This window comes from Streptomyces sp. NPDC045678 (assembly GCF_056432085.1).
The window spans coordinates 17,970-30,753 of sequence record NZ_JBWKJS010000016.1 but is presented as its reverse complement, the minus strand read 5'-3'; the positions used below and the strand labels follow the sequence as shown (position 1 = coordinate 30,753).

Below are 12,784 nucleotides of genomic sequence, written 5' to 3'. Positions count from 1 at the left end.
GGCCAGGAGGGCGTCAAGGGACCGAAACGACAAGGGCGGTGCGCCAGGAGGGCACCGGACCGGGACGAGCTATGCGCCGCCACCGTCATCACCGTGGCCCTGGCCGGCGCCGTCGCCGTCGCCGTCGCGCAGAGAACGCACCATGCTCCGCAGGCTCCGGAACGCGGCCTCCTGCTCGGCCCCGGTCATGCCCGCCAGCATCCTGACCTCGACGGACCGGACCGCCGCGGTCGCCTTCTCCAGGCTCTGCCGGCCGCTCGGCGTGAGCCGCGCGGGCAGCGCCTTCCCGACGGGCGCCTCCGCGGGCCTGGTCACGTAGCCGTCTCGTTCCAGGGTCTGGAGCAGCACGTTCATCGTCTGCCGTGTCACGAACGCGCCGCGCGCGAGCTCGGAGTTCGACAGCCCCGGCCGTTGGGCCAGCAGTTCGAGGCAGGAGTAGTGCGTCACGCTCATCCCGAGCGGCCGCAGCACCTCCTCCATGGCTGCGCGCAGCGCGCTCGAAGCCTCTTTCAGCAGGTAACCCAGTGATGTGGCCAGGTCGATGCCGGTACCCCTTTGACTCATGTCAGGATTCTGACATAGCTTGCCCGTGTCAGTAATCTGACACGCAGAGATCTGGCACGAAGAGAAGGAGCATCGCCATGCCCGTCACCGGTCCCGACTTCATCTCCCTCCAGGCGCGCGACCTCGCCGCGTCGCAGGCGTTCTACGAGCAGTACCTCGGTCTCGTCCGCTCGCAGGCCGGGCCTCCGCACGCCGTCGTCTTCGAGACAGAGCCGATCGCGTTCGCCCTCCGCGACATCGTTCCCGGCACCGATCTCTCCTCCGTCGCCCAGCCCGGCATCGGTGCCGCCATCTGGCTCCACGCCACCGGTGTGCAGGCCATCCACGACGCTCTCGTCGCCGACGGCCACACCATCGTGTCCGCGCCGATCGACGGCCCCTTCGGCCGGACGTTCACCTTCGCCGACCCCGACGGCTACCACGTCACCCTCCACGACCGCGCCTGACCGGATACCACGCGACGACCAGCGCGCCGACCGCCACCACCAGCACGGCAAGCACCCGCATCGCGGTGTCGAGGGCGGTGGTGAAGTCGGCGACGACTGAGGCTCGCAGGCCGGGCGATGCCAACTCCTTTACCGCCAGGGCCCGTTCCGCGGCGGGGACGGTTGTCGGCGCGTCGGGGCCCCGCAGCGGGACCGGGAGGCCCGCGGTGAACACCTGGGTCACCACGCTGCCGCCGACGGCCACGCCCAGCGCGCTGCCCAGCTCCCGCGCCAGACTCTGCAGCCCCGAGCCGACCCCGGCCCTGTGCGCGGGCAGCGCGGACATCATGCCGTGCGACAGCAGCGGCGTCGCCAGGCCGCAGCCGGTCGCGGTGAGGGTCGCCCCGAGCGCGTAGAAGGGGTACGGAGTGTTCGGGCCGACCAGCGACACCGCACCGAGACCGGCCGCAAGCACCGCGAGCCCCGACCCGAGCGTCAGCCGCGGGCCGACACGCCGCTCCAGCGCCACCGCGCAGCGCGGCGCGAGCAGCAGCGCCCCCGCCATCGGCAGCAGTCGCACCCCGGCCCCCAGCGGCGAGTAACCCTTGGCGTACTGCAGGTACTGCCCGTTGACGTAGAACAGACCGAACATCCCCAGGAACACCAGCGCCATGCCGACCGCGCCCGCCCGCACCACGGGCACGGCGAACAGCCTGGGGTCCAGCATCGGGTGCTCGCGCCGCAGCTCCCGGACCGCCCATACCGCCAGCAGAACCACCGCCGCCGCGAACCCGGCCAGCACCCGCGCGCTGCCCCACCCCGCCTCCGGGCCGGAGACGATGCCCGACAGGAGGGCCAGGAATCCGGCCGTCAGGAGGCCGGCCGACACCACGGACAGCGGACGGTCGTACCGCGGAGGCGCCGGGGAGAACGCCAGCACCAGGACGAGCGCCACCACGGACAGCGGCACCACGCACCAGAACAGCGCGCGCCACGACCCGAGTTGCAGCGCCGCGCCGCCGCCCACGTTGCCCAGGACGGCCGCCAGGCCCGTCATCGAGGCCCACACCGCCACCAGCCGCGGCCGACGGTGCGTCGGCGCACCGCCCACCATCAGGGCGAGCGTCGTCGGCAGCACCGCGGCGGCTCCCGCGCCGCTCACCACCCGGCCCGCGATCACCGTGCCGACGCCCGGCGCCACGGCGCACAGCACGCATCCGGCAGTGAACAGCCCCATGCCGGCCGACAACACCCCTTTGCGGCCCAGCCGGTCGGCGAGCGCGCCGCCCGGAATGAGCAGACAGGCGAAGACCACGACGTAGCCGTCGACCATCCACATCACGGACTCCGCCGACGGGCGCAGGGCGCTGCGCGACAGCGCGGGGACGGCGAGATTCACGGCGGAGACCATGCCGACCACCAAGGTCACGCACAGGCACATCACCGCGACGGTCAGCGGACCGGGGCTTTCGGACTCGAGCCCTTCAGACTCCCGGTCTTGGGGCTCCCGGCCTTGGGGCTCACGGTCTCGGGGCTCACGGTCTCGGGGCTCACGGTCTCGGGGCTCTCGGTCTTGGGGCTCACGGTCTTGGGGCTCGATCGCCGGGGTTTCGGAGGTTCGGGTCCTGTGAGGGAGCCTCATCGTGCGCCTCCTCCCGCGCGGACCAGTTCGGCCCTGAAGGCCAGCCGGTCGCCGCGGATGCGCAGGAACTCCAGGTCCACCGGCCGACCGTCCGGCATCCTCGTCAAGCGTTCGACGGTGAACAGCGCCGAACCGGCGGGGATGTCGAGGAGCGCGCACGTGTGCGGGTCGCCGCCCACCGCGTGCATGGTGACGCTCGCGGAGCCGAGCCGGCCGCCGATGGACTGCTCGATGAGTCCGAACAGGTCCCGGCCCGCCAGATCGGCGGTGAGCAGCGGCTCCCCGACGTCCGCGGCCAGGTAGGTCAGGTCGAGGGAGAGCGGCACGCCGTCCAGCAGTCGCAGCCGTTCGATGTGGACCACCCGGCCGCCGTCGGGGACGTTCAGCTTGCGCGCCACCTCGCCGGGCGGGCGCACCAGGCCCGCGACCCGCACCTGATTGACCACCTCGCCGTGCGTGCCCAGCGTTTCCGCGAGGCCGGTCAGTTGCTCCAGGGTGTGTTCGTAGGGCCGCCGTACGATCACGGTGCCGACGCCCTGGCGCCGCTCGACCACGCCTTCGCCGCGCAGTACGCCCAGCGCCTCGCGAACGGTGTTGCGCGAGACCGCGAAGTCGGCGATCAGCGTCCGCTCGTCCGGCAGCATGCCCGACGCGAACGCGCCCGAAGCGATCTGACGGCGCAGCACCTCGGCGACCTGCCGGGCCCGGTCCGCCCGGGTCCGCTGCCGGCTTCGCGGTGGCCGCTCGGTGGGCGGGACGACGTTCATGGAACCTCCGCTGCACGTGTACGTCTTTGCGCGGTCGGCCGGACAGGAGCCCCCGTGCGGCACCCGTCGAAACTAGGGCGCCAACATTTCCTGGACGTTACGCCACCTACTCTGACCTGCGACGACGGTCGTGGCCTGCGGCGGGGCGGGGTGTACGGACCAGTTACGCCACCTCGGCCGCCGCCCCGAACCCCTCCTTCCCTTTCCGTTTGCCGAAACCCTTGTTCCGCCTGACGGACTCGCCTAAGGTCAGCCGCCACGGCCCGGCCGCCCCGTGCGGCCGGGCTTTCCCTGTGCGAAACGCCAAAGGAGCGTGCGGTGGAGAACGAGTACGCGGACGAGGGCCGCGACATCGGCGTCGGTGACAGCGGCAGCGGGCGCGGCAGTGGCAGCAGCGACGGGGCGTACGGCGTAGGACGTCGCAGTTTCGTCGTCGGCGCCGGGCTGGCCGGCACCGGCGGCCTCCTCGGCCCCACCGGCGCGGCACCCGCGGCCGCCGCCGAACACGACGGACACGGCTCCGGTCACGGGAGCCGCGACGGGCACGGCGACCGCGGCACCTTCGGCCCCGACGACTTCCGCGCCAGGCACCTGCTGCTCGTACCCGATGTCGTCCTGCTCCCCGAGGGCCCCGTCAAGGACCGCGCGGTGCTCGTCCAGGACGGCACCTTTCGGGCCGTCGGGCCGGTCCGCAGGCTCACCCAGGCGCACCGGAACGCCGAACTCGTGCGCCTCAAGGGCCACTTGCTGATGCCGGGGTTCGTGGACGCGCACCACCACCTGACGCAGAGCTTCGGCAAGGCCCAGGCGTTCGGTCAGCCGTCGGAGATCTTCAAGACCGTCTGGGAACCCCTGGAACACGCGCTGGACGAGGAGACCGCGTACCTCTCCGCGAAGCTCGCCGCGCTGGAGGCGCTGCGCGGCGGGTTCACCACCGCCGCCGACGCCGGCACCCGCGCGCCCGTCGACGTGGGCGTCATCGCCAAGGCCGCCGAGGAGGCCGGGCTGCGCTGCGTGCTGTCGAAGGTCGTCTCCAACGGCAAGGGCGGCAAGGAACATGTGGAGCGCTTCCAGGACTCCCGGCTGATCCATCCCTCACTGGCGATACCCGTCCCCGAGGACGCCACCGCGGAGGTGCTGAAGAAGACCGCCGACCTGTGCGCGGACGCCGACGTAGTTTTCCAGGTCCACGTCAACGAGCACCTGGCCTCCGTCGAACGCTCCCTCAAGAGCGTGGGCCGACGCCCGTTGTCGTACCTGCACCACATCGGAGCCCTCAACGCGCACACCCTCGGATCCCACGCCACCCTGCTCACCCCCGACGAGATGCGCATGCTCGCCGACACGGGCGCCGCGGTCAGCTACAACCCGGTGGCCAGCGCCTGGAAGGGCAACGCCGTCGCGCACGCGCTCATGTGGCACACCATGGGCATCCGCTTCGGCACCGGCACCGACGGCACGCGCGGCAACGGGTTCCGCCTGGTGGACGCCGCGGAGAGCGCCCAGCGGCTGTCCTACGGCCTGATGTCCGGCGACTCCTCGTGCGGCGCGGGCCGCGTGTGGCTCACCCACGCCACCTCACTGAGCGCCGACGCCGTCGGGCTCGGCAGGGTGACGGGCGAGATCGCGGTCGGCAAGGCGGCCGACTTCCTGCTCGTCGACCTCCAAGTGCCCGAGCTCACACCGTCGTACGACCTGTCGTGGGAGCTGGTACGGATGGCCGACCGCGACCAGATCAGCGCGGTCTTCGTGGACGGCAGACTGCGCCTGTGGCACGGCTGGCCCACCGACTGGGACGGGCGTGCGCTGGTCCGCCAGGCCGCCGAGACAGGGCCGGAGGTCGTGCGGCGCGCCCGGATCCAGCGGGTGGACCCGGACCCGGACCGCGCCGCGCGCCGCCCGGGGCGCGCACGCTCCTGACCGACGCCACGGCGGCCGGAACCGGAGTCCCCTCAGGGGATCACCGTTCCGGGGCCGTTGTCCCCGCTCAGGTTCAAGCCGAACAGCGCCTTCGCCGCCGGTGCACCGATGTCCGTCGGGTTCTGCGCGGACGACTGCGAGGCCGTCAGGCCGGCGGCGGCGCCGCGCAGCAGCCACACCGCGCCGCCGTTCTTGACGGCACCCAGGTCCTCGCCCGGCGCACCCGCGACCAGGTCCGCCCTGCCGTCACCGATCACGTCGAGGAGCCGGACCGACCCGCCGAAGACGTCGCCGGACTCCGCGGTGCCCGGGACGCCCGTCGTGTCCTGGTGGAACGCCTGCGCGCCCTTGCCGGTGAGCCCGTCCCCGCCACCCTTGAGCAGCACCACGGCGCCGGCCTTCGCCTTCGAGCCGATCGCCTCACCGGGGACGCCGACGGCCAGGTCGGGGTATCCGTCGCCGTTCGCGTCGCCGGCGCCCAGGCGGCCGCCGAACTGGTCACCCTTCTCGCTCGCCCCGGGCACGCCCGCGGTGTCCTGGGTGATCGTCTGCGTACGGGTCCGGCCGGGACCGGACGACGAGCCGTAGTAGATCTTGACGGTGCCGGGGTCCTCCTCGGTGCCCTCGGTGTCGCCGTTCGGGAAGATCCGGGTGGCGAGGTCGGCGTCGCCGTCCTGGTCGAAGTCGGCGACCGCGGTTCCGGCCGACGAGCCGAGGGGCTGCGGGGCGGTGGACAGGCCCGTCCTGGTGCCGAGCCACAGCTTGCCGCCCTCGGCGTGGTTCTCGTAGACGTAGAACGTCGCCAGGTCCTCGATGCCGTCGCCGTTGAAGTCGCCCGCGGCGGTCGCGTTGATGAAGTTGTCCGTGCTGTACACCTTCACCGACTGCCCGCGTGCAGGGGCTCCGTCACGCCGGAAGGGGCCGTAGAGCACGTCGTGGTAGTCACGGTCCTCGCCGTTGCCCATGAACAGGTCCGCGTGCCCGTCACCGTCGAAGTCACCCGCGGTGATGTCCTCGCCGACCTGGGCGTTCGCCGGGGCGGGAAGGCGCACGGCGTCCTGGCCGGAGATTCCGGTTTTCCGGCCCCACAGGACGGTCACCGATCCGCCGACGTTGTTCTCGGGCCGGTACTCGCGGCTCACCACCGCCAGGTCGGTCAGGCCGTCGCCGTCCAGGTCGCGGGAGACCAACGCGTAGCCGAAGCCCTGGTTGTCGCCGGGGGCGCCGGGCACGCCGGGGCTGTTCTGGTCGATGACCGTGGTGCGGGCGGGGTCGGGGCCGTGCGCGGAGCCGTACCTGAGGGTGATGTAGCCGGCCCAGGCGTGCCCGCCGACGGTGGCGCCGGGCGCGGCCACGGCGACGTCCTGGTAGCCGTCGCCGTCGAAGTCCTCTCGTACGGTGGCGGCGGCGCCCTTCTCGGACGCGGTCCTCGCGGACGCGGTGCCCGCCAGGACCGGCACGCCGAGCGAACCGATCAGGGCCGCGGCCACGGCGGTCGAGGTGGCGGTCGACAGGGCGGGTCGGCGGATGCCCACGGTTCCTCCTTGGGCGCGCACGTGGTCGAAAGGCGTGCACGCGGACGTGACTCACCTCGGAGACACGCGGAAACAGCCGATGGTTGTGCGCGGCACAGCGGGTGAACGGAGTCCTACCGGATCCGGCGGATGCGGATGGGGCCGCGGGCTTCCGCCGGGTCGACCCGCTCGCCGCTCTGCGTGATCTCCACCTTGCCGGCCTCGACCAGGCTCCGGGCCGCGCGCCGGGCGGGCTCCATCAGTGCGCGCCACCCGTCGTCGTCCCCGTCGTGGGCCGCCCGCGCGGCGTCCGAGGGACAGATCGTGGCGTCCGGGGCCCGGCGGTCCAGCAGCTCCAGGATGGTCTCTTCCAGGCGCCGCTCGGTCTTCCGCTCGCTCTGTGTCACCGGACCAGTCTCGCACCGGCGAGCACAGAACGGCCTTCGCTCACAGCGGGCGGTCGTTGAGGATCTTCTGGAAGAGCCGGTGGTCGCGCCAGGCGCCGTTGATGTAGAGGAAGGAGGGCGCGACCCCGTACTCCTCGAAGCCGCACTTCCTGAGCACGCGCTGCGACGCGGTGTTGTGCATCAGGGTGCCCGCCTCGACGCGGTGCAGGCCTAGTTGGGTGTCGGCCGCCGCGCAGGCGTGCCGCGCGGCGGCGGAGGCGAGACCGCGGCCCACGTGTTCGGCGTCGATCCAGTAGCCGAGGTTTCCGCTGCGGGCCGGGCCGAGCACGATGTTCGAGACGGCCGCGTGGCCGACGATCTCGGCGCCGCTGACCAGCACCCAGTGCGCGGACCGGCCCGCACGGCCGTCCGCGAGCTGCACACGGACCCGCTCGGCCTGCCCCTCCGGGGTGTAGAAGGCGGCGGGACGGTCCGGTTCCCAGGGGCCGAGGTGGTCGCGGTTGCGCCGGTAGGCGCGGGCCAGGGCCGCCGCGTCGTCGAGGGCGAGGGGCCGGATGAGGACGCCTTGCACGAGGTCGACCGCTCCACTGATCATGCGCTCATCGTACGAGCGGCCGACCGGGACGCGTCAGCGTCCGCCCGCGACCCGCAGCACGGTGCCGGTGGCGTACGAGGCTTCGTCCGAGAGCAGCCAGGCGACGGCCGCCGCGATCTCGGAGGGCTGACCGGAGCGCCCGAGGGGGATGCCCGCGGCGAGCTTGGCGGGACGCTCGGGGTCGGCGTGGAACTCGGTCCAGATGACGCCGGGGGCGACGGCGTTGACCCGGATGCCGTCCCCGGCGACCTCCTTGGACAGGCCGACCGTCATGGTGTCGACGGCGCCCTTGGCGGCGGCGTAGTGGACGTACTCGCCGGGGGCACCCAGGGTGGCGGCGGCCGACGAGACGTTCACGATGGCGCCGCCGCCGTTGGCCTTCATGTCCCGTACCGCGCGCCGGGCGCAGAGCAGATAGCCGAGTACGTTCACTTCGAGCGCCCGGCGCATGTCCTCGGCGTCGGCGTCGGCGAGGAGCCCGACGGGGCCGCTGACCCCGGCGTTGTTGACCAGTCCTGTGACAGGGCCGAGCCCTGCGGCGGCGTCGAAGAGGCGGTCGACGTCGGTCTCGTCGGCGGTGTCGACCTCGACGGTGACGCTGCGGCGGCCTGCGGCGCGGACCGCGTCGGCGGCCTTCTCGGCGGCGGCCGCGTTGGAGCGGTAGCCGATGACGACGTCGTGGCCGTCCTCGGCGAGACGGGCGCTGACAGCGGCGCCGATACCGCGGCTTCCGCCGGTGACGACGGTGACGGGGTGCTGCACGGGGACCTCCGGCTCTGGGTGGCTGACTGTCGCGCCGCCCGGGCGCGGGGATCGCCCGCACCCGGATCACGCCGTCATCCTACGAACCGGTGATCTTGGTCAGCCGCGAGGGGCCTCGTGGCCGGTCCCGCCGGCCACGCCGACCAGCGTCGCGCCGGCCCTGTCGCACCGCAGCTTCAGCACGTTCCGGTGGGGCTGCCACTGGGCGAGGCCCTTGTGCTCGCGCAGCAGGCGGCGCAGGTGCTGCGGGTCGCGCGTCCACAGGGCCGCGGGGACGCCCCTGGTCGGGCCGAGCACGTGGAGAGCGATGCGGCCGTCGTCCGCGACGTCGTACGAGGACAGGAGCACGTCGACCGAGGTGTCACGGGTGTCGTGCGCGGGGGAATGCGTCATGGGGTGCCTCCGAGGTCGTGGACCCCGGGTTTCGCCGACCCGGTGATCCGCCGTTCCCCGTGCGCGTCGCACGGGGCGGGTCGTCACCCGGGGCACCCGCGACGGAGCGGGGTGCCGTCCAGCGAGCCGGGGCTTGACACTGGAACTCGTGACCCGCCCCGACCGTAACACTTCGCCTAGCGGGACGTCGCGGGAGTAATCGCGTCCTCCGGTGCGGCCGCTTCCGCGGGCAGGCTGTCCATGAAGGAGCTGACCGAGAAGACCGCGTTGCCGGGGCCCGCGGGGCCGTAGCCGGGCGGCGAGGAGAGGCCGTTGGCCTCCATCGTCGCGCGGTACGCCTCCAGGAGCCGCACGTGGTACTCCAGCGGCGCGCCCTGCGGGTTCGCCTTGCCGAGCGGCGTCGTGGGCTCCGGGCACCAGGTCGTGAAGCGGGGCGTGATGCCGCGCGACATGAAGTACTGCAGGCCCTCGACGGTGGAGTCGATGGCCTCGTCGACCGTCTTGAAGCCGAACGGCTCGGCCATCTCGACGCCCGCGACGAAGTTCGGGATCACGTTGCGCGGTCCGAACACCTCCGCGGAGTCCAGGATGCGGCGGTGCCACTCGTCACGGCCGACGTACCGCTCCTTGCCGGGGCAGTACCGCTCGAACAGGTACGGGTCCCAGACCTCGTAGTTCGGATGGTAGATCCGCACTCCGTAGTCGTGGAAGCGCTGCACGTCCTCCTTGGGCAGCGCCTGGGCGACGACCTTGCCGATCCAACGGCCCGGGAAGCGCTCCTCGATGGCCTTCGCGTACTGCCCGTAGAAGTCGGCCTCGTCCTTGCCCTGGAGCCGCGTGGTGATGGCGCCGCCGGTGAGCGTGTACGCGGTGGAGGACTTGTTCGTGTCGTACTTGTCGATGATGGCGAGGGCTTCGAGGACCTCGTCCATCGGCTTCACGCCGGTGTAGGGGCGGCCCGCCGCCTTCTGCTGGCGCCAGTTGTGGTTGATGTCGCAGTACTGGCACTCCTCCTTGGCGCCGAAGTACTGGCAGACCCGGAAGACCGTCAGGTAGATGAGGTAGCCCCATTGAATGGTGGGCGCCACCTCCATCACCGACTTGCCGTTCTCCAGCGTGTGCCGGTAGTAGTCCGGCATCGGGGGCAGGCCGACGTCGGAGATCCGCGCCCCGTCCAGGTACAGGCCGAGCACGCCGTGGTCGTCGGCGGCGACCCGGTAGGGCGAGGACGGGTTGACGCGCACCGAGACGACGGTGCGGCGCAGCCCGTACGGGCCGCCGGTGAGGACGATCTCCTCCGGCGGGCGGCGCAGGGCGGCGGCGCCCAGCTCGGGCAGCGTGCCGTGGTCGAAGGAGAAGATGAAGTACGACTTCGGCTTGACCTCGCCGTTCTCGTTGTCGCTGAGCGCCGACTCGTCGAAGGCGATGCCGCCGCGCAGCAGATCCTCCTTGATCACGGCTTCCCGCGGCACGTGCGGGAACCGCTCCATGAGTGACTCGATGAGCTGGGTACGGCTCTCGCTGCGGCTTGGCATGGGCCGGGCACCTCGGATCCTGTTCGGTCGATCTGTCCCGTCCACGCTAATACCCGCCCGATCCGTTCCGGATCCGACTCCGGTCTCAGTGCGTCTCCACCGCAGGTCTATCCTGCGAGGTCCGGGGCTCCCTCAGTCCCCGTCGAGCATGACAGGGACGCCGCTGCGGGCCGACGCGTAGCCGGCCTCCACCACGCGCAGAGTGCGCAGGCCGCCCTCGCCGTCCGCGACCGTCATGGCGCCCTCCTCAGCCCCGTACAGGAACGCCCTCAGCATCAGCTCGTCCAGGTCGGCGCCGAAGGGCACCTCGGTGCCGCTGCCCCTGCGCTCGCTGAAGCCGTGCACCTTCTGGTCGAAGGCGTCCATCTCCAGGGTGGCCCGTTCGCCGACGACGGTGAGTTCCAGGCCGCCCCACGAGTGGTGGGAGCGGGGGTGCGACCAGCTGCAGTCGATGGTGGCCACGGCGCCGTTGGAGTAGGTGACGCTGACCAGGCCGCCGGTCTCGGCGGCGACCTCGTCGGCGTACAGGAGGTTGTTGGTCTGTGCGTACACCTCGACGGGCCTGGCCTCTGCGAAGAGGTCGTCCAGCAGGTCGGCGATGTGCACGGTGTGGTCCATGAGGGCGCCGCCGCCGGAGAGCGCGGGCTCGGCGAACCAGCGGCGGGCGCGGGTCGGCATGGCGCCGTTGTTCGCGCCGGACACGGCGAGGACCCGGCCCGCGTCGCCCGCCGCGACGGCCGCTTTCACGGCCGCGTAGGCCGGGCTGAACCGCACCGGGTAGGCGACCGCGAGCCGCACTCCCGCGGCCCGGCAGGCGGCGACCATCGCCTCCCCGTCCTCGACCGTGGCGGCGAGGGGTTTCTCGCACAGGACGGGCACGCCGTGTGCCGCGGCACGTTCGACCAGGGGCCGGTGCCGTGCGTTCTCGGAGCAGACGATCACGGCGTCGGGGCCCCAGGCGAAGGCTTCGTCGTACGTGTCCGCGTACGCGACGTGCGCCGCGTCGGCGACCGCGCGGCCCCGCACCTCACCGGGCGCCGCGAGGTCCGTGTCGGGGTCGCTGCCGAGGACGTCGACGCCCGGCATGCGGGAGAGCAGACGCAGGTAGGACGCCGCGTGGACGTGGGCGAACGACAGGACGGCGACCTTCATCGCGTGGCCTCCTCGGCGCCGGTGGCCGCGTTGACCGCGGTGTTCTTGGTGGTCTCGGTGGGCTTGGTGGGCTCGGTGGGCTTGGTGTTCTCGGTGGGCTCGGATATTTCGATGACGCGGCCGGTGCGGCTGGATTCCACGGCGGCCTCGGCGATCCGTACGGCCTCGATGCCGTCGCGGGTGCTCACCCTCGGTTCGGGCCCGCCGTCCTGCCAGGACGCGGCGAACTCGCGGAGTTCGGTGAGGAAGGGGCTCTCGGTCATGGGGCTGGTGGGGATGCCTTCGTTGGCGGCGCGCACGCCTTGGGCGGTGATGCGGAAACCGGGTACGGCGGTGGAGTCGTGGTGCAGGAGGCCGTCGGCTCCCGCGACGCGGAACGTCGTGCGGAACTGCTGGTCGGGCAGGCCCCACAGGCCGTTGATGTGGCTGACGGCGCCCGAGGCGTGGGTGAGCACGGCCGACGCGGTGACGACCTCGGGCGGCGTGCCGGTGGCGTGCTCGACGCCGCGGGTCCGCGCGTGCACACGGACCACGTCGCCCGCGAGCCACCGGGCGATGTCGATGTCGTGCACCATCAGGTCCATGATGACGCCGCCGGACTTGCCGGGGTCGCCGAACCAAGGTGCCCACTGGGGCCTCGCGCCGCCGCGCGTGAAGCGCAGCACGGCGAGTTCGCCGAGATCGCCGCGGGTCACGGCCTTGTGCAGGGCCGCGTACGCGGGGAAGTAGCGCACCACGTGGGCGGGGTGCAGCCGTACGCCCGCCGCGTCGGCGGCGGCCCCGATCTCCTCGGCGTCGCGGGCGGTGAGGGCGAGGGGCTTCTCGCAGACGACGTGGCGGCCCGCGGCGACGGCGGCGAGGGCGAGCTCCTTGTGAGTGGGGGTGGGGGTGCAGACGTCGACGGCGCTCGCTTCGGTGAGGAGGGTGTCGAGGTGGTCGACGGCCCGGACGTCGTGCCCGCGCTCGGCGTACTCGGACGCGAGCTTCTCCGCGGAGCCGTCGATGGTGTACACGCTCACCCGGGCGCCAAGGGCCAGCCAGCCGGGCAGATGTGCGCGGGCGATGCCGCCGGCGCCGAGCAGGCCGATGTGGAGCGATCGCATGGGGC

The 12,784-nt window shown here is 72.5% G+C and carries 13 protein-coding genes and 1 riboswitch; of the genes, 2 read left to right on the top strand and 11 right to left on the bottom strand.

Going from position 1 to position 12,784, the window contains the following annotated elements:
- Positions 1-69: 69 nt before the first annotated feature.
- Positions 70-564 carry a MarR family winged helix-turn-helix transcriptional regulator gene (locus AC07DO_RS38685; RefSeq protein ID WP_479067020.1) on the bottom strand — a complete coding sequence of 165 codons (495 nt, stop codon included), beginning with the start codon at positions 562-564 and terminating at the stop codon, positions 70-72.
- A gap of 77 nt (positions 565-641) precedes the next feature.
- Between AC07DO_RS38685 and AC07DO_RS38680 the strand changes: the two genes are divergently transcribed.
- Positions 642-1,010 carry a VOC family protein gene (locus AC07DO_RS38680; protein ID WP_479067018.1) on the top strand — a complete coding sequence of 123 codons (369 nt, stop codon included), beginning with the start codon at positions 642-644 and terminating at the stop codon, positions 1,008-1,010.
- Here AC07DO_RS38680 and AC07DO_RS38675 read toward each other — a convergent pair.
- A complete protein-coding gene (locus AC07DO_RS38675; RefSeq protein WP_479067015.1) occupies positions 988-2,418 on the bottom strand; it encodes an MFS transporter in 1,431 nt (476 codons plus the stop codon). The two genes, AC07DO_RS38680 and AC07DO_RS38675, sit on opposite strands and share 23 nt — an antisense overlap.
- Before the next feature lie 209 nt (positions 2,419-2,627).
- On the bottom strand, positions 2,628-3,398 hold the full coding sequence (locus AC07DO_RS38670; protein WP_479067013.1) for a GntR family transcriptional regulator: 771 nt from the start codon (positions 3,396-3,398) through the stop codon (positions 2,628-2,630).
- Positions 3,399-3,989: 591 nt separating this feature from the next.
- Between AC07DO_RS38670 and AC07DO_RS38665 the strand changes: the two genes are divergently transcribed.
- Positions 3,990-5,318: an amidohydrolase family protein gene (locus tag AC07DO_RS38665; RefSeq protein WP_479067145.1), complete on the top strand. Its 1,329-nt coding sequence runs from the start codon at positions 3,990-3,992 to the stop codon at positions 5,316-5,318.
- Positions 5,319-5,350: 32 nt separating this feature from the next.
- On the opposite strand, the gene AC07DO_RS38660 is transcribed toward AC07DO_RS38665, so the two are convergent.
- The 8 genes from AC07DO_RS38660 to AC07DO_RS38625 all read right to left on the bottom strand — a co-directional run bounded on the left by AC07DO_RS38660 (position 5,351) and on the right by AC07DO_RS38625 (position 12,779).
- A complete protein-coding gene (locus AC07DO_RS38660) occupies positions 5,351-6,853 on the bottom strand; it encodes an FG-GAP and VCBS repeat-containing protein (protein WP_479067011.1) in 1,503 nt (500 codons plus the stop codon).
- Between the two features lie 113 nt (positions 6,854-6,966).
- Positions 6,967-7,239, bottom strand: a complete 273-nt coding sequence (locus tag AC07DO_RS38655) for a DUF3253 domain-containing protein (RefSeq protein ID WP_479067009.1) — start codon at positions 7,237-7,239, stop codon at positions 6,967-6,969.
- Positions 7,240-7,279: 40 nt separating this feature from the next.
- Positions 7,280-7,834, bottom strand: a complete 555-nt coding sequence (locus AC07DO_RS38650) for a GNAT family N-acetyltransferase (RefSeq protein ID WP_479067007.1) — start codon at positions 7,832-7,834, stop codon at positions 7,280-7,282.
- A gap of 33 nt (positions 7,835-7,867) precedes the next feature.
- Positions 7,868-8,596: an SDR family oxidoreductase gene (locus AC07DO_RS38645; RefSeq protein WP_479067005.1), complete on the bottom strand. Its 729-nt coding sequence runs from the start codon at positions 8,594-8,596 to the stop codon at positions 7,868-7,870.
- Between the two features lie 99 nt (positions 8,597-8,695).
- Positions 8,696-8,989 carry a hypothetical protein gene (locus tag AC07DO_RS38640; RefSeq protein WP_479067003.1) on the bottom strand — a complete coding sequence of 98 codons (294 nt, stop codon included), beginning with the start codon at positions 8,987-8,989 and terminating at the stop codon, positions 8,696-8,698.
- Between the two features lie 44 nt (positions 8,990-9,033).
- Positions 9,034-9,143, bottom strand: a riboswitch (SAM riboswitch).
- Between the two features lie 22 nt (positions 9,144-9,165).
- A complete protein-coding gene (locus AC07DO_RS38635; protein ID WP_479067001.1) occupies positions 9,166-10,524 on the bottom strand; it encodes a radical SAM protein in 1,359 nt (452 codons plus the stop codon).
- A 132-nt stretch (positions 10,525-10,656) separates the two neighbouring features.
- Entirely contained in the window at positions 10,657-11,676 is a 1,020-nt protein-coding gene (locus AC07DO_RS38630) for a Gfo/Idh/MocA family protein (protein ID WP_479067000.1), read from the bottom strand.
- Positions 11,673-12,779: a Gfo/Idh/MocA family protein gene (locus AC07DO_RS38625; protein WP_479066998.1), complete on the bottom strand. Its 1,107-nt coding sequence runs from the start codon at positions 12,777-12,779 to the stop codon at positions 11,673-11,675. Before AC07DO_RS38625 ends, AC07DO_RS38630 begins: the two co-directional genes overlap by 4 nt.
- Positions 12,780-12,784: the final 5 nt, after the last annotated feature.